This window comes from Kribbella antibiotica, from assembly GCF_004349055.1.
Lineage (GTDB): Bacteria > Actinomycetota > Actinomycetes > Propionibacteriales > Kribbellaceae > Kribbella > Kribbella antibiotica.
On the sequence record NZ_SMKX01000105.1, the window covers coordinates 1 to 24,635 of the forward strand.

Sequence of the window (24,635 nt, forward strand, 5' to 3'; positions counted from 1 at the left end):
CTCGGGTGGAATGAGGGGGTCAGGGCGGAGGGCGTCTTCGAGGGCGTCGGCCAAGCGGAGCTGCTGGACCAAGGCGCTGTCGGCATCGGTGGTGTCGACCTCGTCGATGACTTGCTGGAGTTTGGCATAGCCCTTGAGAAGGGGCTCTTGTGGCCAGAGCAGCTCGGCGATGGCTTGCGGGTCGGTGGTCCCGCGCACGTCGAGGTGGGTGGCGACGGCGTGGACGAGGTGCCGGTCGTCGTCGATCAGCGCGCTCAGGTCGTGAGGGGTGACGTACAAGCTGGTGGAGACGGGGGCTGCACCGGCCTCAGTGAGCGTACGGCGCAGGGTGTCGCGGACCGCGCGGTCGGACTCGGGAGCGCTGACCGCAAGCAACTGCCATCGACCGTCCCATCCAGCTAGGCCTTGGTCCTGTGCGAGTGCCAGCCGGACTGCCATGCGGTCTTGCTCCAGCCGAAGGCGACCGGTGTCGGTCAAGGACGCCGCACCGGCTCGGCCTCGGCCGGTCTGGACGACCTCGCCGGACGCGACCAGGCGTCTGAGCGCGAGTCGCAGGGGTTGATCGGCGACTCCGGCGGCGTTGGCCGTGTCGTAGACCTGCTCGAGGGCGACCTTGCCTGCGCTCGGCAGGAAGGCATCGATGACAGTCCGGGGCGACATCATGGCTTGAATCTATCATCTAGACTACGAACGTGAGTAGATGGAAATATGTGATCCTGGGTTTGGTGGCAGCGGTGATCGCCGTTGTCGGTGTTGTCGTGTTCGGCAACGACTACCGGTATCGGCTGGAATCACCGGCGATCCCAGTGGCCGGAGGAACACTGGAGGGCGTGCTGACGCTGCCGCCGAACGGTCCGCCGCGCGGTCTCGTGGTGATCGTGCACGGCGATGGGCCGGTGGATGCCACGCATGACGGGCTTTACCTGCCCTGGTTCGAGGCGGCCGCCGATGCCGGGTTCGCGACGGTCTCCTGGAACAAGGCGGGCGTCGGCGGTTCCCGCGGCAACTGGCTGCACCAGAGCATGACCGACCGCGCGGCCGAGGTCTCCGCCGTGATCGACTGGGCGCAAAAACAGACCGGCGCCGAGAAGGTTGTGCTGTGGGGTGTCAGCCAGGCCGGCTGGGTGCTCCCGGCGGTAGCGGTCGCCCGCGACGACATCGATGGGATCGTCGCTGTCAGCCCCGCGATCAACTGGCTCCGTCAAGGCCGCTTCAACCTGCTCGCCGAGCTCGACCACGAACACGCCGGCCCCGACGAACGCGCCCAAGCCATCGCCGTCAGTGACCAGACCCGTGCGTTGCTCACCCAGGACGCGAACTACGCGACGTACCGGGAGAAAACCACCGACCCCGAGCCGATGGACGCCGACCGCTGGGACTTCGTGAAGCGCAACCACACCGCCGACGCCACCCAGGACCTGACCGCGCTGGCCGCCACGAAGGTCCCCGTCCTGCTGCTCCTCGGCGAGCAGGATCGCAACGTCGACATCGCCGAGACCGCAACGACGTACCAGCGCTTGCTCGGCGCCGGTGTGACCACCCGCCGGTTCGATGCCATGCACTCAATGGCCAAGCCTGCGGTCGAAAACTCGGAGCTGCTCGGCTTCTTCACCGCTGTCTTCTGGCCCCGAGCTCTCTTCGCCGACGGTGTCCTCGCCGTCCACCGCGACTTCCTTCGCGCCCGCTGAGTCAGCGGCGCCAGACCTCGGCGGTGGTGAGGAAGGCGGAGGAGCCGGGCTTTTCGGGGGTGCCGTCGACCTGGACGAAGCCGGGGACGGAGGCGCCGCCGATGGAGACGGTGGCGGAGCGGACGGGGGCGATCACCAGGCTGAGGCTGTGGTTGCCTTCGGCAAGCTGGAAGTTGTCGGTGGCAAAGAGACGCCGGTCGAGAACGCCACCCATTTCGATCTGAATATCGGCGGCTTTGACGCTCAGACCGTCGGCGAGATTCATCGAGACCTGCACCAGATCGCGCTCGATCGCCGGTTCGTGCCACGGCAGACCCTGCACCTCAAGGAACGAGCGAACGAAGTACCGCTCCAGCCAGGCGGCCAGGTCGACGTCCTCCGAGACCACTCGGACGATGCCGTCGAACCACAGCACCACAGCCGTTCCGGAGCCGCGGATCGACCAGTCCACCATCCAGATCGAGGCGTACGCCGTCACTTTGCCGGCCTCGTCGAACAGCCGCAGCCCAGGGTTCGCCCCCGCCAGGATGATCCGGCGGTGACTCGCTGCAACGGGCTTGGGCATCAGGTGGGCGCCTTCACGGATAGGCCCGTCAAAGGTGGGCCGAAGATTCTCGATTGTCTCAATCTCCGGCCCAGATACAAGCCGATTACGGAACTTCTTGTCTCAAATCTTTTCGACCGGCGCGTACCGCAGGAGCAGGCGTTTTACGCCTTCGGAGCCGAAATCGATATCGGCCTGAGCCTGTTGTCCCTCGCCGCGAACGACCACGACGGTGCCCATTCCGAAGCTGTCGTGGACCACTCGATCGCCCGGATTGAGGTTGATCGTCGGCTTGTCGGTGGAGCTGCGTCGCGACGTTTCGTAGCGGCTCGGGATCCCGCCACCGCTGCTGCCGCCGGACGACGTACCGGTGCCGGACCAGCGGGTGATCGCGGACTCGTCGCGGCGCCAGTCGAGCAGCTCGGGCGGGAGCTCGTCGAGGAAGCGGGACGGCGGGTTGTGCTGCGGAGCGCCGAACGCCGACCGCACTGCTGCCCGCGAGATCGCCAGCCGCTGCCGGGCCCGGGTGATGCCGACATACGCCAGCCGGCGCTCCTCCTCGAGCTCCTTCACGTCGTTCAGCGAGCGCGAGTGCGGGAAGACGCCGTCCTCCATGCCGGTAAGGAACACGACCGGGAACTCCAGGCCCTTGGCGGTATGCAGGGTCATCAGCGTGACCACGCCACCGTCGTCGTCCGCGTCGGGGATCTGGTCTGCATCGGCAACCAGCGCGACCCGCTCCAGGAACGCCTGCAGATCCGACGGCTCACCGGCCGCCGTCCGCTCCTCGACGAACTCACGGGCCACCGAGATGAACTCGTCCAGGTTCTCCAGCCGGGTCTCGTCCTGCGGATCCGGCGACTTCTGCAACGTCTCGTAGTACGAGGAGCGGTGCAGCGCACTGTCCAGGATGTCGTCCGGCGGCGCTCCCGAGTCGACCATGGCGGTCAGGTCGTCGAGGATGTCCACAAACCCTTGTACGGCGTTCGCCGAGCGCGAAGCCATCGCCGGTGCGTCACTGGCCCGGCGCATGGCGGCCGCGAACGAGATCCGGTCCCGCTGGGCCAGCGCCTCGATCGCCGCCTCGGCGCGCTCGCCGATCCCGCGCTTCGGCTCGTTCATGATCCGGCGCAGCGAGACGGTGTCCTCCGGGTTCACCAGCACGCGCAGGTACGCGAGCGCGTCGCGGACCTCCTTGCGCTCGTAGAACCGGACGCCGCCGACCACCTTGTACGGATGGCCGGTCCGGATGAAGACCTCTTCGAAGACCCGGGACTGCGCGTTGGTCCGGTAGAAGACCGCGACATCGCTCGGCTTCACCTTGTCGCTGTCCGCGAGCCGGTCGATCTCGTCGGCGACGAACTGCGCCTCGTCGTGCTCGTTGTCGGCGACGTACACCGCGATCTGCTCGCCCTGCCCCTGGTCGGACCAGAGGTTCTTGGCCATCCGGCCCTCGTTGCGGCTGATCACCGCGTTGGCCGCGGTCAGGATGGTCTGGGTGGAGCGGTAGTTCTGCTCGAGCAGGATCGTCTCGGCGCCCGGGAAGTCCTCCTCGAAGGCGAGGATGTTGCGGATCGTCGCCCCACGGAACGCATAGATCGACTGGTCGGAGTCGCCCACGACCATCAGCTCGGCCGGCGGTGCGGTCGGGCCGTTCGGACCCGGCGCATCCTCGCTGCACAGCTCGCGGATCAGCGTGTACTGCGCGTGGTTGGTGTCCTGGTACTCGTCGACCATCACGTGGCGGAAGCGGCGCCGGTAGTACTCCCGGACCTCGGGGAAGGCCTGCAGCAGGTTGACCGTGGTCATCAGCAGGTCGTCGAAGTCCAGCGCGTTCGCCTGCGCCAGGCGCTCCTGGTAGATCCGGTAGCACTCGGCGTAGGTCTCCTCCAGCGGGTTGGAGGTCTTCGACGAGGCGGTCTCGTGGTCGATCAGCTCGTTCTTCTGGGTGCTGATCCAGTTCAGCACCGCACGCGGGTTGTACCGCTTGACGTCCAGATCGAGCTCACGGCAGACCAGCGTCATCAGCCGGCGCGAGTCGGTCTGGTCGTAGATCGAGAACGTCGGGTTGATCCCGAACTTCTTGATGTCGCGGCGCAGCATCCGCACACACGACGAGTGGAACGTCGAGACCCACATCAGCTTCGCCCGCGGACCGACCAGGTCGACGACCCGCTCGCGCATCTCGGCGGCCGCCTTGTTGGTGAACGTGATCGCCAGAATCGATCCCGGGTGCGCGTCGCGCGCGCCCAGCAGATACGCGATCCGCCGTGTCAGCACACGGGTCTTCCCCGACCCGGCACCGGCCACCACGAGCAGCGGTTTCCCTGCGTGCACAACAGCAGCCCGCTGCTGCGGGTTGAGCCCGTCCAGCAGCGCGGCAGGATCGGCGCGGTGCTTCTTGGGCTCCTCGAGCGGCACCGGCAGTTCATCAGGCGAGAAGAGCGTAGTCATCACCGAACACCATAGGCGCACCCGCCGACAGTTACCGAAAACAGGTTCGATCGCGGACCCTCGCCCTGCAAAGATTCGACCTATGGACGACACCCGGTACGACGCAGTCGTGGACCAGATCGAGGCCCTGTACGGCGAGAGCCGGTACGCCGACGCTGTCGCCGTACTGGAGTCTGCGACCGGCCTGGAGCCGTGGTCAGCCGAGTTGGCCCACCTCCGCGCCTGTGTCCTCGGCGCATCAGGTGATGCGGACGGCTCGCTGAAAGCACTGCAGGACGGGCTGGACCAGGGCGGCTGGTGGCGCCCCGAGATCCTCACCGATGACGACGACCTCGCCGCCCTCGCGGACCGCCCGGAGTTCCAGGCATTGGTCGCAGAGTCCACCCACCGAGCAGCCGACGATCCGACGCCTGCGCTCATCACTAGGCCCACGAAACCAATCGGTGTCGTCGTAGCACTGCACGGAGCGGGGCAGCGAGCGGCGCACGCGCAGCGGGACTGGGCGAGTGTGCTCGACCTCGGCTACGCGCTCGTCTGCGTCGAGTCCTCGCGCCGCATGTCCCCGATGTATCGCACCTGGCCGGATCCCGAGCAGGCTGCGGCCGACATCGCGCGCGGACTCGCTGAGCTCCCGCACAACCTGGCCGGCCTCCCGCTGGTCGCTGCCGGGTTCTCGGCCGGCGGCCGGGTCGCGATCGACTGGGCGATGACCGCGCGGCCGGCGCGAGTGAGCGGCGTACTGGCTGTGGCTCCCGCCCTACGCAAGCTGCCGGAAGCGTCAGCCAACTCGTTGCATCCGGCAACGATCTGGATCGGCACGGACGACGACCTGCTCGAGGTCGTCGACGCCGCCGAGCCTCAACTGGCCGGCATCACAATCGACCGGGTGCCCGGGCTGAGACACACCTTCCCCGCCGACCTCGCGGAGCGAATCGCTAGGACAGTTGGCGCGTGAGCTGAAGCTCAACCGGTACGGCGGAGCCCAGCCAGTGCATCTTCGCGGTGTGGTCGTTGCAGGAGCCGATGCGTAGACCAGGCACGCCCTCGATCTGGCCCTCGTAGTCCTTGGCCGCAAGCAGCGCGACAACGTCGGAGAGCTCAGGTCCGCCCAGCCACTCGATCCGGGCGAAGTCCGGGCGGGCCTGCCACATGTCGACCCAGGCGGCGGGCTCGTCGGCGAAGAGCGTCGTACGGAGGATCATCGAGACCGCTCCGAGCAAGGTGGCGGCCGGAGTGGCCGTCAGCTCCAGCAGGGTGCGTTCGGAGTCGGACAGATCGTCCGCGACCAGGATGGCGGTATCGCTCAGATTCACAGTGGAGGAGCCTGCCACAGCATCTTGTTGGCTCTCAGCAGACTTGCCGTCAGCAGAAAGACTGGGTTACGCCGGTGTCGCGCGCCCACAGTGGACGCATGGCAGATGACACCAAGCCCCCGCTGTTCAATCCGTCCGCCCGGCAGCGGCTCTTCGACCGCCGCATCGTCGTACTGGACGGTCCGCTCGACGACGACAACGGGACCCTGCTGGCGACGCAGATCCTGACACTGGCAGCAGAGGACCCCGACCGCGAGATCGCACTGTGGATTCACTCGCCCGGTGGGTCAGTGCCGTCGATGCTGGCGATCAGGGACGTGATGCGACTGGTGCCGTGTGATGTGTCCACGCTGGCGATCGGACTGGCCTGTAGTGCCGGCCAGTTCCTGCTGTCAGCCGGTACGCCGGGCAAGCGGTTCGCACTGCGGAACGCGCGGATCCTCATGCACCAGGGCTCGGCCGGCATCGGTGGCTCGGCAGTAGAGATCGAGATCCAGGCCAATGACCTGCGACAGATCCGTGACACCGTTCTGGCGATCATCGCCGAGGACACCGGTCAGTCGTTCGACACCGTGCACGAGGACTCACTGCACGACCACTGGTACTCCGCGGACGAAGCCCGTGCGTACGGCTTCATCGACCACATCGTCTCGTCGTTCGACCAGGTGATGCCTCTTCAGAAGGCGGCAGCATGAGCTCGTACATGATTCCGAACGTCATAGCTCAGTCCCCGCGCGGTGAGCGCGTCATGGACGTCTACTCGCACCTGCTGTCCGAGCGGATCATCTACCTCGGTACGGCGATCGATGCCGGCGTGGCCAACGCGATGATCGCGCAGCTGCTGCACCTGGAGTACGACAACAACGAGCGGGAGATCAACCTCTACATCAACTGCGAGGGCGGTGACACCACGGCCGCACTGGCGATCTACGACACCATGCGACTCATCTCGGCACCGGTGGCGACCTTCTGCGTCGGACAGGCGATTGCGTCCGGTGCGGTTCTGCTGGCGGCCGGTGCGCCCGGTCGGCGGTCGGTGCTGCCGCATGCACGCGTCGTACTGCACCAGCCGGCGGCAAGCGGCCGGGGCACCATTCCCGACCTGATTCTGCAGGCGGATGAGGTGGTGCGGGTCCGCGCCCAGGTGGAGTCGATCCTTGCGGAACACACTGGCCAGTCGATTGAGCGACTGCGGCACGACACCGACCGCGACCATGTACTGACCGCCGAGGCGGCCCGTGAGTACGGGATCGTCGACCGCGTCGTCCAGGAACGGGCCGCCGTACCAGTCCTGGCTTAACCCGCGGCAGCGAGGACGCGGTCAGCCACTGCGGCGTGGTGGGCCTGCTCTGCAGGCCCACGGCCGAGGTGGTCGGTCACATAGGCGTAGGCGAGCTGCCGCTCCGGATCGGCCCAGCCGACACAACAGTCGCTGCCGTTGAAGCCAAACACCCGCGGACTTCTGAGCTGGCCGAACGCAGGGTCGCTGGTCGGCATCGCCGCGGCCGCGACCGACTCCGGCCGCAGCACGCGGCCCGCCGTACCGATGCCGTTGTTCAGCAGCATCTGGTAGAGCGCAGCGAGGTCGCGAGCTGTGGCCGACACACCTTCACCCGGTACGGCGGCCTCCCGGGTACTGCGGCGGTTCACCAGCCGACTGCCCTTGACCGGCACCTGCTTGCCCCACAGCTGTGGCGGCAGACCCAGGTGCGTGTCGGTCACCGCGAGTGGGCGGAGCACCGCCTCCTGCAGCACGACCTGGATCGGGTGCCTGGTGATCCGCTGGACCAGCTCAGCCAGGATGAAGCCGAACGCGAGCGAGCTGATCGGGTAGCGCAGCGGCTCCTGCTCGATCCGGCGTAGTGACTTCGCCCAGTCGGTCATCACCCGCACCTCGGACCGGTGCGCGCCGGCCACGCCGGACTGGTTGCCCAACACGTCGCGCACGGTGACCCCGTCCTTGCCCTCCCCCACGAACTCAGGCCAGTACGCCGCCACTTCGTCGTCCAGATGCAGTACGCCGGCCTCCACCAGTTGATGCACGAGGATCACGACGTACGGCTTGCTCGCGGCGAACAGCCAGAACAGCGCATCCGGCTCGCACCCGAACCACCGGTCGACGACGACTCGGCCGTCCCGGATCACGCACAGCTGAGCCACCCCGCGACGCGCCTCGACGCGCTCGATCGCCGTAGCCAACCGAGCAGCGTCCAGACCGACCTCTCGCGGGTCGCACTCGCCGCCGAACTCCACAGGTCCACTGTGCCCAGGTCGGACAAGTAAGGTCGATGGCGTGACTGTTCCTGCCGCCAAACCGCGTCCTGACACCGAAATCGAACGAGTGCTTGCTGTAGTCGCGCACCCCGACGACATCGACTTCGCCGCCGCCGGCACCGTCGCCGCCTGGACCAAGGCCGGGATCGAGGTGCACTACTGCATCGTCACCGACGGCCAGGAGGGCGGCTTCGAGCCGGACCGGGATCGCTCCGAGATCCCAGCGGTCCGCCGGGCCGAGCAGACCGCGGCGGCCGCGCATGCCGGCGTACAGGACCTGCACTTCCTCGGCTACCACGACGGCGCGGTCGAGCCGACGGCTGAGCTGGTCCGCGACATCGTCCGAGTGATCCGCCAGGTGCGTCCGCAGCGCCTGATCACCTCGTCGCCCGACCGCAACTGGCAGCGGCTCCCTGTGTCGCACCCAGACCACCTGGCGGCCGGTGAGGCGACTGTCCGCGCCTTCTACCCCGCAGCGGGCAACCCCTACGCGTTCCCGGAGCTCACCGAGGAGCCGTGGGACCTGGACGAGCTATGGCTCGTCGAGCACCCCGAGGTGAACCACTACGTCGACATCACCGACACCATCGACCAGAAGATCGCCGCCCTGCTGTCCCACACCAGCCAGCACCGCAACCCCGAGGGCCTGGCCACCCGCATGCGCCAGCTCTCCCAGGAACGCGCAGTTCTCGCTGGCCTGCCGAAAAACAGTTACGCCGAGCCGTTCACTGTGATCCGATTGCGCGCATGACTCCCCTTCTTCTGCTCCACGCAGGCGTGGCCGACAGCCGCATGTGGCGCCAACAAGCCGAGGCCCTCAGCGCCACCCACCAGGTCATCACCCCTGACCTCCGCGGCTACGGCGAGGCCCCGCTAGTCCCCAAGTACTCCGATGCGGGCGACGTACTGGCCCTCCTGGAGGAGCTAGGCCTCGACCAGGTCGCAGCGGTAGGAGCGTCGTACGGCGGCTATGTCCTCCAGCAAGCAGCCAGCCTGCAACCCGACCGCTTCACCCGCCTGGTGCTCCTCTGCGCCCCCACCGACAACGTAGAACCGGACGAGGTCCTCAGAGCCCTCTGGGCCGAAGAGAACGCCTTCCTGGAAGCCGGCGACGTCGAAGCCGCCACCCAGCTCACGGTCGACCGCTGGCTAGGCCCCGAAGCATCCCCCGAGGCCCAAGAGCTCCTCCGCACCATGCAACGCCGAGCCTTCGAACTCCAGCTCCCCGCCGGCGACGTGGACAACGAGGAATACCCGGTCGTCCCCGAAAACCTCACCATGCCCGTCCGCGTCATCACCGGCGCCCACGACTTCCAGTTCTTCGCCGACTCCGCGACGTACCTGATGGACCGCCTCCCCAACGCAGAACGAAAAGACCTCCCCTGGGCAGGACATCTGCCCACCCTGGAGAGGCCCTCCGAGGCGCTACAACTGATCCTTTAGTGCGGATACGTACGGCGTGAGCGCAGCTTCAGCGCTTCGCGGTAGCGCTCGATCACCCCGGTGATCTGCGCCGGGTGATCTGTGTCGTGCAGCTGATCGAGATAGCCGACCGAACCGGCAAGGCCCATCAGGTCAACCGCGAAGTACACAGCCATCAGGGGATTAACGAAGAGCTCGCTGCCGGCAGTGCGCTTGGTGAAGCTGACATCCCCGAAGGTGCCGTCCAAGGCTGCGGCGATCTGCCCGTTGACGATGCTCGGCCGCAGCGGCGTCACCGCCTGCGCGTAGTCGACCAGATCCAGGTACGACGCGGCCTCCGCCGAACCCGAGGGAATCGACAGCGCGCCCAGATAAGCGCCGGTCCGATCCAGAGCCGCCAGATTCTCGAGTACGTCGACGTGGCTCACCCCGTGATACGCGTCGATCCCGAACCCGAGGCAGACCACGATCCGCTCAAGTTCACTCAGACCTGACACGGCGGCCAGGCTGGCCATGTCCTCCTCCGGAGTGCCCAGCCCGGTCTCGTCACCCCTCATCAAGATGTCGGTACCACCATCGACCAGCACGACCGCATCGACCTCAAGGTGACGAACCAGAGCCTCGTACGCCGCTCGCAGCGGCCGCGCGCCGATCCGCGGGAATGCGTACACGGTTGACGGCAGATCCTTCGATTCCAGCCAGCGCGCCAGCACCCGCTCCGGAAAGTACTCCGGCCGGCCACGACTGCCAGGTCGAACCGCGGCCAGATCCGGTGCCAGCCAGTCCTCGAGTTCGAGCGCGTCGAGATCGGCGAACGAGAGGTTCGCCAGGTGCACATGCTTGCCCTGCGCGGACAACGCCAGTGCCAGCGGGATGCCGGCGTACACGTCAAAACCGCCTCCGGCACCGGCAATCAGGATGCGCTGCGCGGTGCGGAGGCGGGTGAAGAGCGGTGGTTCCGACAGCGTGAACACCAAGGCAGATTAGCCCGCGGCCGGAACCTTCTCGTACGGATTAGTCGGCGAGGGCGCCCATCGGGTCCCAGGCCGGGAGGACGATCGGGTCGTCGTCGAGGCGGGCCTGGAGGTCGGCGGGGAGGGCGGAGCGGCGGACGGCGATCTCGAAGACGTGTTCGCCGAACCAGGAGTCGTTCATGGTCCAGAAGCCGCTGTCGGCCTTCTCGTCGCCCCAGCTGTTCTCGACGCGCCAGCGGCGGGGCTCGCCGTCGACCACGTCGACGCCGGTGAAGAGCATGGCGTGGGTCATCAGGGTCTCGTGGTGGAGGAGGCGCTCGGCCTTGTCCAGGGTGAAGCTGGTGTCGTAGACGGCGTCGTAGTCGTAGAGGTTGGCGTCCCAGATGCCGAGGTCGCCGTTCATCTGCTTGCCGACGTCGCAGCCGAACCAGACCGGCTCGCCGCCGACGATGGCGTCCTGGGTGAGCTTCTTCATCAGGTCGATCTCGACGTTCAGGTAGACGACCGGCGGGGCGTCGATGACGTTGCCGAGGTAGTCGACGGTGAAGGTCTTGCCGACCGGGCTGGACTCGCGCGGGTCGTGGACCAGGCAGACGTAGTCGTCGACCGGGACCTGCACGTACGCCGCGGCGAACTCGGCGGGGGTGGTCCAGCCGTCGCGGTGGAAGCCCTTGTCGTTGTCCTTCCACTGCCACAGGAACTTCTGCGGCGGGGTGCCGAGGTGGATGCTCAGCGCGCGGTGGATGGTGGTGAGGACCTCGCGCTTGCGCTCACGCTGAGCCTCGGCGTCGCCGCCGAGGGCGCGCAGGTCGCGGGCGCCCTGACGGAGCAGTTTGCGCAGGGTGTCGTTGAGCTGACCGGTCGAGGACGAGCTCTCGGTCTCGGGCATCGCGGACTTCGGCACCAGGCCGTGCTTGCGGACCAGGGCGACGAACATGTTCCACTGGCCGCCGTCACCGATCGGGTCGGACAGCAGGTGCGCGACCGTGCGGTCGTCGACATCGCGACCGGCGGTCTCGATGATCGCCTCCAGGAAGAAGTTCGAGCGCTCGAACTTGTCCCAGAAGAGCAGATAGTTCTGCGAGAACTCGAAGTCCTTCACACCGAGCTTCTCGGCCGCGCCGACGCGCAGCAGGTTCAGCCCGGCGAACAGCCAGCACCGCCCGCTCTTCTTCTGGTTGGTGACTTTCCAGTCGTCCAGAAGGTTCGACACCGAGTGGTCGATGGAGGTGACGACCTGACGGTCGAGGGCGATGGCATTCACCGGCGTCTGCGTGACGGCGTTCTGCATCACCCGGTACTGCGGGTTCGACGCGAACTCCTTCTCGAAGAGCGCGAGTTGTTCAGCTGTGAGATTCCGCTCCATAAGAATCGACGGTATCTCAGCCGCCAAGTCGCCACCGCTCCCGCCGGGGTGGCGGATCTGTGCCCTGTCCACAACCCGCCACCCTGCCGGTAACCGCGACGTCACTCGATGAGACCGCGCTGATACGCCCGGACCAGCCGGCGCGGCACCCGCAGGTGCTTTCCGTTCACCACGATCGGCACCAGGTCGACCGGAGCGGCCTTCCACTGGGCCCGCCGGTTGCGGGTGTTGGACCGGGACATCTTGCGTTTCGGGACAGCCATGGCGCTATGCTAAATGAAAACGACATTCAATACCAAGGAGGCAGCGAGCGATGGCGCGACGACCACCGGTCACCGGCAGCCGCAAGCCCAAGCAGAACCCGCTGGACCGCGACGGCATCACCTTCATCGACTACAAGGACACCGCACTGCTGCGGAAGTTCATCTCCGACCGCGGCAAGATCCGCTCCCGGCGGGTGACCGGCCTCTCGGTGCAGCAGCAGAAGCAGGTCGCCCGCGCGATCAAGAACGCCCGCGAGATGGCCCTACTGCCCTACACCTCCACGAACCGCTAGCCCCGCCGTACGGCGCTCCACCAGGCCGACTGAGATTGCGGCGAGTCCCCCGACCAGGGCGAACGCGTAGAAGCCCCAGGGGAATGCGATGCCGGCCGACAGTAGAGCGCCGCCAAGAATCGGGCCGGCGATCGCACCGAGGCGTCCGACACCCGCCGTCCAGCCCAGTGAGGTCGCCCGGTTCGCTGCGGGATAGATGCGGCCGACATACGCGTACACGAGCACCTGTGCGGCAAAGACAAAGACACCAGCCAGCAGTACGACGACGTACAGGATCACACTGGGGAGTCGGACGCTCAGCAGAGCCAGTGTGATCGTCGCACCGACGAACCAGCCCAGTGTGACCGGGCGCAGTGCAACCTTGTCGGCAATCCGGCCGGCCAGCAGCAGCCCGGCAACCGCACCGACATTCAGAACCAGCAGGAGGCTCAGTGCGGCGCCCAGCGGGTAGCCGGCCTCACGCATGATCTGCGGCAGCCAAGTGTTGAGCCCGTAGACCAGCAGCAACCCCATGAACGACGTGACCCAGAACGCCAGCGTCGGACGCCGGAACTCCGGGCGCAGCAAGGACTTCACCGACTCCAGCGCCGGAGTGGCAGTCTCCCGCGAGAACGACGGGGACTCCGGCAGATAGCGCCACATGAGCGGCAGCAGTACCAGTGCCGGCGCCGCACCAATCACGAACATCGCCCGCCAGCCCAGCTCCGGGATCACCAGGATCCCGAGCAGCGCAGTGATCACAGCGCCGACGTGGTACCCGGTCATCACCAGTGTGGTCGGGCCACCGTTCCTGCCTTGCGGCGAGTACTCCGTCACCAGAGTGATTGCTGTCGGCAAGCATCCGCCGAGCCCCAGGCCCGCCAGGAAGCGCAGGACACCAAAGGTCCCCGCGTTCGGCGCAAATGCGCAGAGCAGGGTCAGGAACGAAAAGAGGGCAACCGCCATCAGCAATGCCTTGCGGCGGCCGATCCGGTCGGTCACTGTCCCGATCGTCAGCGCACCCAGCGTCATACCGGCCAGTCCGGCCGTGGAGACAGCGGCTGCAACAGACGGCGTGTAACCCCACACCTTGTCGCTCAGCAGCACCGGGGTGATCGTCCCCAGCACCACCAGGTCAAAGCCGTCCAGCAGGACAGCACTCCAGCACAGCGCTCGAACCCAACTGCCGCGCGACATCGGACCTCCGGTCAGCCGGACGGGCGGATCCCGGCCAGGCTTCCCAGAAAGGTCCCGGTACGACGCTCTGCGCGCCAGCGCACCTTCCGCCCAGTGGAAGGTGAGCTCAGTGGAACGTCAGACCAGCCGGCGGTCAGTCGCCCACCGGGTCAGCTCATGACGGTTCGACAGCTGCAGCTTGCGCAGCACCGAGGACACGTGGGTCTCCACCGTCTTCACCGAGATGAACAGCTCGCGGGCCACCTCCTTGTAGGCGTACCCACGGGCGATCAGCCGCAGCACCTCACGCTCGCGCTGCGAGAGCCGGTCCAGGTCCTCGTCGACCGAGGCGATGTCGATGGCCCCGGAGAACGCGTCCAGCACGAACCCGGCCAGCCGCGGCGAGAACACCGCGTCGCCCTCGGCCACCCGGTTGATCGCGTCGACCAGCTCGGTCCCGCTGATGTTCTTGGTGACGTAGCCGCGGGCGCCGCCCCGGATCACGCCGATCACGTCCTCGGCGGCATCCGACACCGACAGCGCCAGGAACTTGATCTCCGGGTGCCGCTGGTGCACCTGCTTCATCACCTCGGTGCCGCCGCCACCGGGCAGGTGCACATCGAGCAGGACGACGTCCGGCTCGGTCGCAACGATCGCCTTCACCGCGGAGTCGACGTCGTTGCCCTCCCCGACGATGTCGACCGACGCGCCGATCTCGCTGCGCACTCCGGCCCGGAACATGTCGTGGTCATCGATGACGACAACGCGCCTGCTGCTCATCTGTCCATCTCCAGTCGCACTTCGGTGCCTGTTTCCGCATCGGACCGCACTGTCGCGCGACCGCCGTGCCGTTCCATTCTGCCCATCACACTGTGCCGCAACCCGAGCCGGTCGTCCGGTACGCCGTCCACGTCGAAGCCCTGACCGCGGTCCCGGACGAACATCTCGGCCCGGTCGCCGTCCACCTCGACGAACACGTCGATCTTCGCCGCACCGGAGTGTTTGGCCGCATTCACCATCGACTCCCGCGCTGCGCGGACCATGGCCGACAGCGGCTCGGTCAGTTCACAGTCCCCGACCGTCACTACCTCGATCGGCACCCCATGGGAGTCCTCGACCTCGGCCGCGGCCCGCTTGGCGGCTCCGGACAGCGTCTGGTCGGTCATGTCATCGTCGTCGTACAGCCAGGCCCGCAGCTCGCGCTCCTGGGAGCGGGCGAGCGTCGCAACCGCCTTCGGGTCGCCAGCTTGCTTCTGGATCAGGGCGAGCGTCTGCAGCACCGAGTCATGGAGGTGCGCGGCCATGTCGGCGCGCTCCTGGGACCGGATGCGCTCAGCACGCTCGGAGTTCAGATCGGTGGTCAGACGCCGCACCCATGGTCCGGCGATGACGCCAATGCCGACCACTGCGAGCACCAGAGCGATCAGTACGTTGCCGAGCTGCGACAGCTGGCCGTTCTGCACCAGGAAGACGGCCACCGCCGTACCGACCAGGATGATGCCGATACCGAGCCGGATGAGCGACTTGGCGCCGCCCTTGCCGAGCAGTACGCCGACGACCGGGATCCCGACGCCCTTCGTCCACTCTGCCTTCTGGCCCTCGTCGGCCTGCCGCCAGATCAGCGCCAGACCGGCCCCGGCGAACACCAGCGGCCAGAACATCTTCCCGGCGATTCCGATGCCGGCAACCTGCAGCAGGAGCAGTGCGGCGGCTCCGACGACCACCAGCGCGGTCACCTGGCCGCTGCTCTTGTCCTTCTTCCGCGCCTTCGCCTCGGCCATCGGCGGTGACGGCTCGTCCGAACGCAGCCCGCTCCGCGTATGCGCAGCCAGACCCGGTGCGGCCGGAGCAACCGGCGTACCGAGCGGCATCAGGAACCACAGTGCCGCATAGACCAGCACTCCCATCCCACCGAAGACGGTGGCGGCGATCAGCACCAGCCGGACCAGGGTGTCCGAGATACCGAGGTGGTCAGCCACACCGCCGGCCACGCCGGCCACGACACGACCATCCGTACGGCGGTAGGCCCGGCGTACTGGGGGTAGCTCGGTGGTCGGCCTGCTTTGGGTGAATGTCGGGCCGGGAGGCAGTGGCGGAGCCGCCGGTGCGCCACCCGCGCCACCCGCGGCTGCCTGGCGCGCGGCGTAGGCGGCGTACGGGCCCTGGTACTGCTTGGGACCCTGCGGGCCCCAGTGCTTGTAGCGCCACTGGTCCGATTCCGCCGCAGGCTGCGGCTCGGCTGGGGCCCCGGTGTCGGAGACCCCACCCGTCGGCGCGGCGGAGGCTGGCTGACTCATCACAACGATCGTCACATGCCGACCGGGCCGACACCAGCAGGCTTGTCCCGGGGCGCCTCCTCAACCGGCCGCCCCGACAGCTCAGGGTCGCCTCGGGGGAAACCCCGACCGGGCCGCCGACCCGGGGGTTGTCAGGGGGGATCCCCGATGTCGTGACAACCGTCAAGGCGTCAGTATCAGTGGCATGGAGCAGAACTCGAGCGGACCCGGAGGGTTCGACCGCAGCCGCCTGCAGAACGTGCAGAACTGGCAACGCAGCCGGTCGGACCGCATGGTCGCGGGCGTCTGCGGTGGCATCGGCCGCTCACTGGGCATCGACCCGGTGCTGATCCGCGTGGTGATGGCAGTGCTCATCATCAGCGGTCCCGGTGTCATCTTCTACATCGCCGCCTGGCTGCTGATGCCGGACGAGCGCAGCGACCGCTCCCCCGCGCAGGGGCTGCTCGGCGACCGCGTCCGCCCCGACCACCCGTGGCTGGGCCCGATCGTGGTCGGAGTCGCTGTCTTCGCCGCCATCGCGATGATGTCGTCGTTCAACTTCGGCCATTTCGTCCCCGGGCCGCTCCTGGTGCTCGCGATCATCGGAGTGGTCGCCTACCAACGCAAGGGCGGCCGCCGCGGGCGCAGCAACACGCAGCGTCAGTGGTCTGGCCCCGCCGGCGGCTGGACGCACGGACAACCTGGCTGGACGCAGGCACAGAGCCAGGCCCCGGTTCAGGACACCCCCAAACCCGCTCCGACGGCACCCGCCGCGGCCCCGCGCCCGCAGGACCGCGTGAGCGAGCCGATCCAGCCTGTCTGGACCGAGCCCGACCCACTAGGCCTGTACGTCGACGAGTCGCCGGCCGCACCACCCTCCACAACCCGTACGGCGCAGCCACCGGCCAAGGGCGCTCGCGGAGTCAAGTCGATCGTCGTACTGCTCACTGGTGCTGCTATCGGGATCGCGGCCCTGGCCCACGCGACCACGGCGACCATGCTGATCATCGGAGTGGCTGTTCTCGGCCTGGGAATGCTCCTGGGCGGTTTCGTCGGCCGGACGGCCGGACTGCTGCCACTGGGCCTGCTGCTCGCAGCCGGTGCGGTGGCGAGCAACCTGTTCCCGAGCGTGCCCCGCAACTTCGCTGACGTGAACTACGTCGCGCCGGCCGGACAGGTGATCGACGCGACCACCTCGACGTACAACTTCGATGCGGGGACCGTGCACCTGGACCTGACCAAGGCCAAGTTCGCTCCGGGCGCGAAGGTCGACGTACACGGCCGGGCCGGTGACGTGGTGATCAAGCTGCCGAAGGACGTCGACGTCACGGGGCAGCTGAGCGCCGAGCTGGGTGAGGTGGTCGGGCTGACCACCAAGCAGAGCGGCCATGATGCACAGTTGACGCTGAAGGACCTCGGGGTCGACCAGACGGCCGGACCCGAGCAGGTGGTTCTGAACCTGGACATCAAGCTGGGAACGATCAGAGTGGAGCGGGGATGAGCAAGCCGAAACCGGATGTGGCCGGCATCATCGCCGGAACCGTGCTGACCGGTGGCGCGACGATCTGGATGCTGAACGACCACGGCGTCCTGCAGACCAAGGACCTGGGCCTCACCGGTGCCCTGCTCCTCCTGGTCGCCGGCATCATCGGCCTGGCCGCCTCCCACCGCGGATAGGGCTCCGCTACGCTGGGATGCGCTATCCGAGGGGCCCGGGGACGACGGGTCCCGTGGTCACAGGAGTTTCTGATGGTGCGCGGCACCGTGAAGTGGTTCAACGCCGACAAGGGCTACGGCTTCCTGGCCCTCGACGGGCAGGACGATGTCTTCGTCCACTGGAGCAAGATCGTCTCCGACGGCTACAAGACCCTCGAAGACGGCCAGCCCGTCGACTTCCAGGTCATCGACGGCCCCAAGGGCCGCGAGGCAGAGGCCGTCACGCCGGTCTGATGCGCACAGCGGACCTGCCCTAACGGGCGGGCCCGAAATCCAGCGGCCGGCCTGCCACAAGTGGCAATTCATGCCGAACCGTTGACTTAGTCATGCCCTCGGCGCTTACTTTCGGACAGGACCGTAAATACGGAACTCCGGAGGCATCCCTTGCGCCCATTCCGCCCGCTCCTGGCCCTAGCCCTCGCCACTGCCCTCGTGATCGCGCCAACAGCGCCCACGACGGCCGCAGGCCCGCCGTACGCGGAGGCTGTGTCGCTCGGCGTACCGCTGTCCGACGTGCTGCTGATCGGCGGCACCGTCGTGCCCGGCCCGAACGGCAAAACCGCGATCTGGAACATCTCATCCGGCGTCCCGGCGTACCTGAACGCCCTCGACCCGGTCACCGGCAGCAGCCTGCTCTCCACGCCACTACCCGGCGCCGAAGGCAGCTACACCGTCGTCGCGACGCCGGCCGGCACGATCTACGTCGGCAGCTACAACAACGGCCATCTCTATCGGCTACGTCCCGGCGCGACCGCGGTCGAGGACCTCGGCCGGCCGCTGCCCAGCGAAAGCTTCGTCTGGGCGCTGACCACCGACGAACAAGGCAACGTGTACGGCGGCACGTATCCAGGCGGCCGCGTCTTCAGTTTCAACGACGCGACCGGCGCGATTCGTGACTACGGCAAGATCATCGCGAGCCAGCCGTACGTCAAGAGCATCGGCTACGCGAACGGCAAGCTCTACACAGGTTCGCTGCCCGACGCGCACGTGATGGAGATCGACGTCACCACCGGCGCAGCCACCGAGCTGCCGCCCCCGCCGAATCTCGGCGACCCGAAACTCAAGTCGGTCTACGACCTCAGCGTCCGCGGCGGTCGCGTGTACATCAGGGTCGGCGGCGCGTTCCCGATGCCGATGTACGTCTGGGACATCGCCTCCCGCACCTGGGTCGACGAGATCCCGCTGGCCCACGGCCTGGACATGACGCCGCTGGGACCGAACGGCGAGCTCTACTTCATCCAGGCGAGCCAGCTGCGCAAGTACGACCCGGCGACCAAGACCCTGACCGGCACCGGTCTGACCTTCACCGGCCGCATCCAGAACGCCCGCTCGATCGGGTACGCCGACCTGGGCCTGCCCGACTACCCCGGGACCAGCGTGGTCGGGACCCTGTGGCGGGGCGAGGAGTTCCGCTACAACCCGCAGACCGGCAAGTCGGAGATCTTCCTGACCAACGTCCGGCGGGAGCCGATCGACATCCTCGGGCTGTCCGGCGGCAAGCGCAACGTCTACAGCGGCGGCTACCTGAACGGCGGCGTCTCGGTCACCGACCCGAAGACCGGCGCAACGGTCTTCAACCGCTTCTCGCAGACCGAGCAGACCCTGGAAGCCTCCGACGGCAAGGTCTGGATCGGCACCTACCCGGAGTCCCGGCTCTACTCCTATGACCCGCACCTGGCCTGGAACAGCGTCGAGTACTCCCCCGGCCCGCCCGGTTCACCGGAGAACCCGAAGCTCGCCGTGAACATGAAGCCCGACTTCCAGAACCGCGCCCGCGCGCTGGTCGAGGTGGACGGGAAGATCGCGGTCGGCACAGTCCCGGAGGGTGATCGCCTCGGCGGCGCGCTCGCGATCCACGATCCACGGTCCGGTAGCACCACGACGTACCGGAATGTCGTTCAGGACGAGAGCGTCTTCGGTCTGACCGCCCGTCAAGGAATCGTGTACGGCGGTACGTCGATCACGGGCGGACTGGGCACGACCAAACCCACTCGCGAGTCCGGGACCGTGTTCGCCTGGGACGTTGCGGGGAAGCGGAAACTCTGGGAAAGCGTTCCGGTGCCCAAGGCACCGACCGTGTCGTCGGTGACGTTCGGGCCGGACGGAACGCTGTGGGGCGTGGCGGGGAAAACCGTGTTCTCGATGGACCCGCGATATGGGACAGTTCTGAGGACTTTCGTCCTCGGGACGACCTCCCAGACCGGAGACATCGTCGCGACCAAGGACGGGGTGTACGTCAGCATCGACTGGAACAAGATCTACCGGATCGCGCCCGGCGACCGGGCCACGCCGAAGCTCTACCTCGAGCACTCGCACCGGCGGCTCGCCGTCGTGGGTGGTCAGCGGCTGGTCTTCAGCGACGGGCCGCAACTGTTCCGAGTCGATATCAAACGTTGACAGCAGAAATTCCTTCCCATTACTTTCGGTCCTGACCGTTATTGGGTCACTAGCCAGGGGGTTGTGATGAAATCCACCGTCCGCCGTGTTGTGGCGCCGCTCACCGCACTTGTCCTTGCCGCCGCACTGAGCTCCTGCGGTGGCGGTGACGACACCGGCTCCGAGAAGAAGAGCGTCACCCTCTGGATGTACCCGGTGATCGCCGACCAGGCCGCCAGTGACGCGTACTGGAAGAAGGTCGAGACCGACTTCGAGGCCGCCAACGCCACCATCGACCTGAAGGTCGAGCTGCAGCCGTGGGACAAGCGCGACGAGAAGCTCGCGACCGCGTTCGCCGGGAAGAAGGGACCGGACACAGTCCTGCTGATCCCGGACCAGATCCCGCAGTACGTGAAGAACGGCTCGCTCGAGCCGGTCGGCGACGTCCTGGAGGCGGACAAGGACAAGTTCCTGCCGAACGCGATCCCCGGCCTGACGGTCGAGGGCAAGGTGTACGGCGCGCCGATCTATCACACCGTCACCACCACGCTCTACAACAAGACCGTGCTGACCAAGGCCGGCATCAGCAAGCCGCCTGCCACGTGGGACGAGATCAAGGCGGCCGCGCCGAAGCTGAAGGCGGCCGGCTTCCAGACCCTCGACTACTCGGCCTCGCCCGAGGCGACGCTGAACCTGAACTTCTACCCGCTGCTCTGGCAGGCCGGTGGCAAGGTCTTCGCCGAGGACGGCAAGTCCGTCACCTTCAACCAGGCCCCGGGTCTGGATGCGCTGACCTTCCTGAAGACCCTGTGGGACGAGGGCGCGATCCCGAAGAGCGCGCTCACCAACGGCAACGCGATCGACAACCAGCCGATCGGCAAGGGCCAGGTCGCGATGGCGTTCACCGCGACGCCGGCCAACGCGGCGCTGGCCGCGAAGAGCTGGGGCGAGGCCAACACCGAGGTCGGCGCACCGCTGACCGGGGCGAAGCAGGTCGGGTACGGCATCCCCGGTGGGCTGTCGGTGAACGCAGCCTCGGAGAACCTCGACGAGACGAAGAAGTTCCTCTCATTCATGACCCAGCCGCCGCAGCTCCAGGCGCTGAGCAAGGCGACCGGCTACTTCACCCCGCGCACCGACGCGAAGGTGGAGGTCACCGACCCGCTGACGCTGAAGTTCGGCCCGGCGCTGCAGTACACCTTCCCCGGTGAGCCCAACCCGGCCGCCCGCCAGATCATGTCGCTGCTGACGATCGAGATCCAGGCTGTCCTGACCGGTAAGAAGGCCCCGCAGCAGGCCCTCGACGACGCTGCCAAGCAGGCCGACGAACTCCTGAAGCGATGACCCAGGTCGGCGTCGACCGAGACTCCCCCGCTCGCCGCCCGCGACCCGTGCCGCTCAGGGGGCGGCACGGTCCGCGGCGGCGGGCGTGGGTCGGGCTGGTGTTCGTGGCGCCGATGCTGGCGCTCTTCCTGGCCTTCCGCTTCCTGCCGGCGGTCGGCGCCGTCTGGCTGTCGCTGACCGACTACCGGCTCAGCGGCCGCTGGAAATTCGTTGCCTTTGACAACTACGCGCGGCTGCTCCAGGACTCGCTGTTCCATCAGAGCCTGGTGGTCACGCTCACCTACACGCTCATCTTCGTGCCGCTGACCGTGCTGCTCTCCCTCGGTACGGCGCTGCTGCTGCAGCAGGTGGTGTGGCAGCGCGGGTTCTTCCGGGGCGTGTTCTTCCTGCCGTACGTGACCAGCATCGTGCTCGCCGCGGTCATCTGGAAGTGGATCTACGACGCGCAGGACGGCCTGCTGAACGCCGTACTGGGGTTGGTCTCGATCGGCCCCATCGACTTCCTCGGCTCGGATCATTCCGTGCTGGCGTCGATCGCGGTGACATCGGCCTGGAAGGGTTTCGGCTACTCGATGCTGATCCTGCTCGCGGGTCTGCAGGCCGTGCCGAGGTCCTATCTCGAGGCGGCGATGATCGACGGCGCTTCGGCCTGGCAACGGTTTCGGTACATCGTGCTGCCGCAACTGCGGCCGGTGCTGTTCTTCGTGCTGGTGATCGAGACGATCAGCGCGTTCCAGGTCTTCGACGCGATGTACGTGATGACGGGTGGCGGGCCGGTGCGGGCCAGCTACTCGCTCGTCTACTTCCTGTACGACAGCGGTTTCAAGTTCTTCGACTTCGGTTACGCCAGCGCGATCGGCATCATGCTGTTCTTCATCGTGCTGATCATCTCGCTGATCCAGCGCCGCCTCGTCGGAAGGGACGACTGATGGCCAACCGCTCTGCCGCGCGGCTGACCCTGCCGACCCTGCTCACGCTGACCGCCATCGTCACCGTGCTGCCGTTCGTCGCCATGGTCCTGGTCGCCTTCGCCCCACCGAGCAGCCAGACCTTCCCGGACGCCTTCTACCCGTCCCGCTGGACCTTCGACAACTTCGCCCGCGTGCTGTCCAGCTCGGACATCCCCCGCTGGACGGTCAACTCACTGCTCTACTCGCTGGTCTCCGTCGTCTTCGTCCTGCTCTTCGCCGCGATGGCCGGCTACGCCTTCGCGAAGAAACGTTTCCCCGGTCGCGAGCTCATGTTCTGGGCGTTCCTGGCCACGCTGATGGTCCCCTTCCAGGCCACGCTGATCCCGTCGTACATCCTGATCTCGCGCCTGGACTGGGTCGACAGCTACTGGGGCCTGATCGTCCCCACCCTGGCCAACTCCCAAGCCGTCTTCCTGCTCCGCCAGTTCATCGGCCAGCTCCCCGACGAACTCTTCGAAGCCGCCGAGATCGACGGCGCCCCGGAGTGGAAGATCTTCACGATGATCGTGATGCCCCTGATCCGCCCCGCCCTGGCCACGCTGGGAATCTTCGTCTTCCTCTGGCACTGGAACGACTTCCTCTGGCCGTTGGTGATCGGCCAATCCGCCAACATGCAAACCCTGACGGTAGGCCTGGCCACCCTCCAAACCCAGTCCGTCCCCATCAACCAGATCATGGCCGGCGCCACCATCACGGTAGTCCCCAGCCTCCTGGTCTTCGGCCTACTCCAGCGCTACCTCACCGACAGCATCACCATGTCGGGCCTGAAGGGCTAAATTTCTCCAGCGCTTATCGCGCGATCGACCACTTCCGGGTGCTGCGGGTCGCAGGCGAAACGTGGTGGTGGGGCCGAGCAGCACGCGAGTCGGTCGTAGCCAGGGAGGCCCGATCCAATGGGCGATCACGGTGGCGGATCGGCCTCACCGCCGGCGGCTAATCTAAGGTCAGCAGAGTTTCGTTGCGCCCTCTACGAGCTTGCTGGCGTTCCGGAAAGCGGCCTTCGCCTGCTCGGCGGTCACGAACCTCATGCCGTAGTGCGCGTTGTCCTTGAGGTCCAGGAGCCGGCGTAGCGCATTGGCCAGTTCCTTGCCGTCGGCCCCGACTTGCTGGACCAAGTCGATGGCCTGACGGTGGTCTTGACCGCGTGACCGCCGTCCGAGGGCAGCACAGCACGCGGCATCTGACGCGGCGATGCCGGCGAGGACAGACAGCGCGGCGACGACGTGGTCGCTAGCGAGGTCCTCGTCCTCCAGACTGATCAGGTCGGCCGCGTCAAGGAAGGCACGGGCTTGGCTCAAGCGGGTTCTGGCCTGCCCCACACCGCACTCTTCAATCCGGCCAGTTGCTCGCGTCACTGCTCGGCTCCGTTGTGCATCAGTCGATTGCGTAGTTGGCGGAAGTCTTGCCCATAGACGGTGAGGCCGTCGCGGATCCAGTTCTTGACGATCGGCTCGTCGTTGTGAAGATGAGTTATCAGCTCGGCGCGGCTCACGTCGTAGGTCTGCAGGTGGTTCCCTGTCCACCGGTGGACCCACTCAGCCAGTGAGCTGACTTGGGCCTCCCAGTGCGGGTGGATTTCGTCTTCGGGCCGTACCAACAGCAGGTCGATGTCACTGCCCACACCGCCGTCGCTGCGAGCTGCTGAGCCGAACAGGGTCGCAGTCACCGGCTTCTCAGTCCACTCGAAGTCGACGGCTTCACGCATCCGATCAATCAGCTTGCCGCGGAGGTTCAGCAGCTCGAGCACTGCCTCTGCCGCCACGTGGTCTCGGTTCAGTACGTACTGATTACTGGGACCAACCACAGTTGAGTCCACCAAGCCGGTGCTGAACAGGCGGTGCAGCACTTTGCGGGTCCCGGATTCGCTGCCGACACCCGCCAACTGGTGAATCTTCCTTCCGGTCAGCGGCTGAGTGGTCCGCGCCAGAACCGCCAGTACCGGACCGTCGAGCGTCGTGATGACAGTCGTCACCGGATTCGAGAGATCCATATCAGCACTATAGTACGCATTTACCCACTTGAGTACCTACATCGATACTACAGTGCCGATACAGCTTGTAGCGGTACAGCCGCCTCGTCGTGCAGCATCACCATGTCAGGCCTCAAGGGATAACCCCTTTCCCAGAGCGGACGCAGTGGGCTGGCGGCGAAGGGGGATGGTCGGGCGCTCGGGGCGCCGATTGTGCAGCTTTGTGGTGAGCTACTG

At 67.0% G+C, this 24,635-nt stretch carries 26 protein-coding genes and 1 pseudogene; 14 read left to right on the forward strand and 13 right to left on the reverse strand.

The window, feature by feature from the left end:
* Window positions 1-663, reverse strand: a pseudogene (locus tag E1263_RS28700) (hypothetical protein); the annotation flags it as partial.
* Window positions 664-692: 29 nt separating this feature from the next.
* Here E1263_RS28700 and E1263_RS28705 point away from each other — a divergent pair.
* Window positions 693-1,688 (forward strand): alpha/beta hydrolase family protein, encoded by a 996-nt coding sequence (locus tag E1263_RS28705; protein ID WP_202869096.1) that lies wholly within the window; start codon window positions 693-695, stop codon window positions 1,686-1,688.
* 1 nt (window position 1,689) lies between these two features.
* Here the strand turns inward: E1263_RS28705 and E1263_RS28710 are convergent, their stop codons facing one another.
* A complete protein-coding gene (locus tag E1263_RS28710; protein WP_132172936.1) occupies window positions 1,690-2,253 on the reverse strand; it encodes a hypothetical protein in 564 nt (187 codons plus the stop codon).
* A 102-nt stretch (window positions 2,254-2,355) separates the two neighbouring features.
* Complete coding sequence (gene pcrA / locus E1263_RS28715; RefSeq protein WP_132172938.1) at window positions 2,356-4,686, reverse strand: DNA helicase PcrA; 2,331 nt, start codon at window positions 4,684-4,686, stop codon at window positions 2,356-2,358.
* 82 nt (window positions 4,687-4,768) lie between these two features.
* Between pcrA and E1263_RS28720 the strand changes: the two genes are divergently transcribed.
* Window positions 4,769-5,641, forward strand: a complete 873-nt coding sequence (locus tag E1263_RS28720) for a serine aminopeptidase domain-containing protein (protein WP_132172940.1) — start codon at window positions 4,769-4,771, stop codon at window positions 5,639-5,641.
* Here the strand turns inward: E1263_RS28720 and E1263_RS28725 are convergent.
* Entirely contained in the window at window positions 5,622-5,999 is a 378-nt protein-coding gene (locus tag E1263_RS28725; RefSeq protein ID WP_132172942.1) for a hypothetical protein, read from the reverse strand. The two genes, E1263_RS28720 and E1263_RS28725, sit on opposite strands and share 20 nt — an antisense overlap.
* A gap of 98 nt (window positions 6,000-6,097) precedes the next feature.
* Between E1263_RS28725 and E1263_RS28730 the strand changes: the two genes are divergently transcribed.
* Window positions 6,098-6,694 carry a ClpP family protease gene (locus E1263_RS28730; protein ID WP_132172944.1) on the forward strand — a complete coding sequence of 199 codons (597 nt, stop codon included), beginning with the start codon at window positions 6,098-6,100 and terminating at the stop codon, window positions 6,692-6,694.
* Window positions 6,691-7,299 carry a ClpP family protease gene (locus E1263_RS28735; protein WP_132172946.1) on the forward strand — a complete coding sequence of 203 codons (609 nt, stop codon included), beginning with the start codon at window positions 6,691-6,693 and terminating at the stop codon, window positions 7,297-7,299. Before E1263_RS28730 ends, E1263_RS28735 begins: the two co-directional genes overlap by 4 nt.
* On the opposite strand, the gene E1263_RS28740 is transcribed toward E1263_RS28735, so the two are convergent.
* Entirely contained in the window at window positions 7,296-8,252 is a 957-nt protein-coding gene (locus E1263_RS28740) for a serine hydrolase domain-containing protein (protein ID WP_165956781.1), read from the reverse strand. The two genes, E1263_RS28735 and E1263_RS28740, sit on opposite strands and share 4 nt — an antisense overlap.
* Window positions 8,253-8,292: 40 nt before the next feature.
* Between E1263_RS28740 and E1263_RS28745 the strand changes: the two genes are divergently transcribed.
* The gene (locus tag E1263_RS28745; protein WP_132172950.1) at window positions 8,293-9,024 is read left to right on the forward strand and encodes a PIG-L deacetylase family protein; all 732 of its coding nucleotides are present in this window, start codon (window positions 8,293-8,295) and stop codon (window positions 9,022-9,024) included.
* Window positions 9,021-9,716 carry an alpha/beta fold hydrolase gene (locus E1263_RS28750; protein WP_132172952.1) on the forward strand — a complete coding sequence of 232 codons (696 nt, stop codon included), beginning with the start codon at window positions 9,021-9,023 and terminating at the stop codon, window positions 9,714-9,716. The genes E1263_RS28745 and E1263_RS28750 overlap by 4 nt, the downstream gene beginning before the upstream one ends.
* On the opposite strand, the gene E1263_RS28755 is transcribed toward E1263_RS28750, so the two are convergent.
* From E1263_RS28755 to rpmF, 3 genes are all read right to left on the reverse strand, one after another.
* On the reverse strand, window positions 9,713-10,669 hold the full coding sequence (locus E1263_RS28755; RefSeq protein ID WP_132172954.1) for a DUF1152 domain-containing protein: 957 nt from the start codon (window positions 10,667-10,669) through the stop codon (window positions 9,713-9,715). The two genes, E1263_RS28750 and E1263_RS28755, sit on opposite strands and share 4 nt — an antisense overlap.
* 40 nt (window positions 10,670-10,709) lie before the next feature.
* Window positions 10,710-12,035 carry a C1 family peptidase gene (locus E1263_RS28760; RefSeq protein WP_132172956.1) on the reverse strand — a complete coding sequence of 442 codons (1,326 nt, stop codon included), beginning with the start codon at window positions 12,033-12,035 and terminating at the stop codon, window positions 10,710-10,712.
* 101 nt (window positions 12,036-12,136) lie between these two features.
* Entirely contained in the window at window positions 12,137-12,298 is a 162-nt protein-coding gene (rpmF, locus tag E1263_RS28765) for a 50S ribosomal protein L32 (protein ID WP_132172958.1), read from the reverse strand.
* A 50-nt stretch (window positions 12,299-12,348) separates the two neighbouring features.
* Between rpmF and rpsR the strand changes: the two genes are divergently transcribed.
* Complete coding sequence (rpsR, locus tag E1263_RS28770; RefSeq protein ID WP_132172960.1) at window positions 12,349-12,591, forward strand: 30S ribosomal protein S18; 243 nt, start codon at window positions 12,349-12,351, stop codon at window positions 12,589-12,591.
* Here the strand turns inward: rpsR and E1263_RS28775 are convergent.
* The 3 genes from E1263_RS28775 to E1263_RS28785 form a co-directional block, all read right to left on the reverse strand.
* Window positions 12,562-13,767 (reverse strand): MFS transporter, encoded by a 1,206-nt coding sequence (locus E1263_RS28775; protein WP_132172962.1) that lies wholly within the window; start codon window positions 13,765-13,767, stop codon window positions 12,562-12,564. The genes rpsR and E1263_RS28775 overlap by 30 nt on opposite strands.
* A 117-nt stretch (window positions 13,768-13,884) precedes the next feature.
* Window positions 13,885-14,526 carry a LuxR C-terminal-related transcriptional regulator gene (locus tag E1263_RS28780; protein ID WP_132172964.1) on the reverse strand — a complete coding sequence of 214 codons (642 nt, stop codon included), beginning with the start codon at window positions 14,524-14,526 and terminating at the stop codon, window positions 13,885-13,887.
* Complete coding sequence (locus E1263_RS28785; RefSeq protein WP_132172966.1) at window positions 14,523-16,043, reverse strand: ATP-binding protein; 1,521 nt, start codon at window positions 16,041-16,043, stop codon at window positions 14,523-14,525. The genes E1263_RS28780 and E1263_RS28785 overlap by 4 nt, the downstream gene beginning before the upstream one ends.
* A gap of 184 nt (window positions 16,044-16,227) precedes the next feature.
* Here E1263_RS28785 and E1263_RS28790 point away from each other — a divergent pair, with 184 nt between their 5' ends.
* The 7 genes from E1263_RS28790 to E1263_RS28820 all read left to right on the forward strand — a co-directional run bounded on the left by E1263_RS28790 (window position 16,228) and on the right by E1263_RS28820 (window position 23,205).
* A complete protein-coding gene (locus tag E1263_RS28790; protein ID WP_132172968.1) occupies window positions 16,228-17,523 on the forward strand; it encodes a PspC domain-containing protein in 1,296 nt (431 codons plus the stop codon).
* The gene (locus E1263_RS28795) at window positions 17,520-17,699 is read left to right on the forward strand and encodes a hypothetical protein (protein WP_132172970.1); all 180 of its coding nucleotides are present in this window, start codon (window positions 17,520-17,522) and stop codon (window positions 17,697-17,699) included. Before E1263_RS28790 ends, E1263_RS28795 begins: the two co-directional genes overlap by 4 nt.
* Window positions 17,700-17,771: 72 nt before the next feature.
* Window positions 17,772-17,972, forward strand: a complete 201-nt coding sequence (locus E1263_RS28800) for a cold-shock protein (protein ID WP_132172972.1) — start codon at window positions 17,772-17,774, stop codon at window positions 17,970-17,972.
* A 150-nt stretch (window positions 17,973-18,122) separates the two neighbouring features.
* The gene (locus tag E1263_RS28805; RefSeq protein ID WP_132172974.1) at window positions 18,123-20,135 is read left to right on the forward strand and encodes a ligand-binding sensor domain-containing protein; all 2,013 of its coding nucleotides are present in this window, start codon (window positions 18,123-18,125) and stop codon (window positions 20,133-20,135) included.
* Window positions 20,136-20,201: 66 nt separating this feature from the next.
* Window positions 20,202-21,458 (forward strand): ABC transporter substrate-binding protein, encoded by a 1,257-nt coding sequence (locus E1263_RS28810; protein ID WP_132172976.1) that lies wholly within the window; start codon window positions 20,202-20,204, stop codon window positions 21,456-21,458.
* A complete protein-coding gene (locus E1263_RS28815) occupies window positions 21,455-22,387 on the forward strand; it encodes a carbohydrate ABC transporter permease (RefSeq protein WP_132172978.1) in 933 nt (310 codons plus the stop codon). Before E1263_RS28810 ends, E1263_RS28815 begins: the two co-directional genes overlap by 4 nt.
* Window positions 22,387-23,205 (forward strand): carbohydrate ABC transporter permease, encoded by an 819-nt coding sequence (locus E1263_RS28820; protein ID WP_132172980.1) that lies wholly within the window; start codon window positions 22,387-22,389, stop codon window positions 23,203-23,205. The genes E1263_RS28815 and E1263_RS28820 overlap by 1 nt, the downstream gene beginning before the upstream one ends.
* A 168-nt stretch (window positions 23,206-23,373) precedes the next feature.
* Here E1263_RS28820 and E1263_RS28825 read toward each other — a convergent pair whose 3' ends face one another.
* Window positions 23,374-23,748, reverse strand: coding sequence for a hypothetical protein (locus E1263_RS28825; protein WP_132172982.1), 375 nt, complete (start codon window positions 23,746-23,748; stop codon window positions 23,374-23,376).
* A 32-nt stretch (window positions 23,749-23,780) separates the two neighbouring features.
* Window positions 23,781-24,419, reverse strand: coding sequence for a nucleotidyltransferase domain-containing protein (locus tag E1263_RS28830; protein ID WP_132172984.1), 639 nt, complete (start codon window positions 24,417-24,419; stop codon window positions 23,781-23,783).
* Between the last annotated feature and the right edge of the window lie 216 nt (window positions 24,420-24,635).

Bases quoted from the DNA above. Each gene is read 5' to 3' on its own strand.
- E1263_RS28710 (WP_132172936.1), bottom strand. From the start codon at position 2,253: ATGCCCAAGCCCGTTGCAGCGAGTCACCGCCGGATCATCCTGGCGGGG.
- pcrA (WP_132172938.1), bottom strand. From the start codon at position 4,686: ATGACTACGCTCTTCTCGCCTGATGAACTGCCGGTGCCGCTCGAGGAG.
- E1263_RS28720 (WP_132172940.1), top strand. From the start codon at position 4,769: ATGGACGACACCCGGTACGACGCAGTCGTGGACCAGATCGAGGCCCTG.
- E1263_RS28730 (WP_132172944.1), top strand. From the start codon at position 6,098: ATGGCAGATGACACCAAGCCCCCGCTGTTCAATCCGTCCGCCCGGCAG.
- E1263_RS28735 (WP_132172946.1), top strand. From the start codon at position 6,691: ATGAGCTCGTACATGATTCCGAACGTCATAGCTCAGTCCCCGCGCGGT.
- E1263_RS28750 (WP_132172952.1), top strand. From the start codon at position 9,021: ATGACTCCCCTTCTTCTGCTCCACGCAGGCGTGGCCGACAGCCGCATG.
- E1263_RS28760 (WP_132172956.1), bottom strand. From the start codon at position 12,035: ATGGAGCGGAATCTCACAGCTGAACAACTCGCGCTCTTCGAGAAGGAG.
- rpmF (WP_132172958.1), bottom strand. From the start codon at position 12,298: ATGGCTGTCCCGAAACGCAAGATGTCCCGGTCCAACACCCGCAACCGG.
- rpsR (WP_132172960.1), top strand. From the start codon at position 12,349: ATGGCGCGACGACCACCGGTCACCGGCAGCCGCAAGCCCAAGCAGAAC.
- E1263_RS28775 (WP_132172962.1), bottom strand. From the start codon at position 13,767: ATGTCGCGCGGCAGTTGGGTTCGAGCGCTGTGCTGGAGTGCTGTCCTG.
- E1263_RS28780 (WP_132172964.1), bottom strand. From the start codon at position 14,526: ATGAGCAGCAGGCGCGTTGTCGTCATCGATGACCACGACATGTTCCGG.
- E1263_RS28785 (WP_132172966.1), bottom strand. From the start codon at position 16,043: ATGAGTCAGCCAGCCTCCGCCGCGCCGACGGGTGGGGTCTCCGACACC.
- E1263_RS28790 (WP_132172968.1), top strand. From the start codon at position 16,228: ATGGAGCAGAACTCGAGCGGACCCGGAGGGTTCGACCGCAGCCGCCTG.
- E1263_RS28795 (WP_132172970.1), top strand. From the start codon at position 17,520: ATGAGCAAGCCGAAACCGGATGTGGCCGGCATCATCGCCGGAACCGTG.
- E1263_RS28800 (WP_132172972.1), top strand. From the start codon at position 17,772: ATGGTGCGCGGCACCGTGAAGTGGTTCAACGCCGACAAGGGCTACGGC.
- E1263_RS28810 (WP_132172976.1), top strand. From the start codon at position 20,202: ATGAAATCCACCGTCCGCCGTGTTGTGGCGCCGCTCACCGCACTTGTC.
- E1263_RS28815 (WP_132172978.1), top strand. From the start codon at position 21,455: ATGACCCAGGTCGGCGTCGACCGAGACTCCCCCGCTCGCCGCCCGCGA.
- E1263_RS28820 (WP_132172980.1), top strand. From the start codon at position 22,387: ATGGCCAACCGCTCTGCCGCGCGGCTGACCCTGCCGACCCTGCTCACG.
- E1263_RS28830 (WP_132172984.1), bottom strand. From the start codon at position 24,419: ATGGATCTCTCGAATCCGGTGACGACTGTCATCACGACGCTCGACGGT.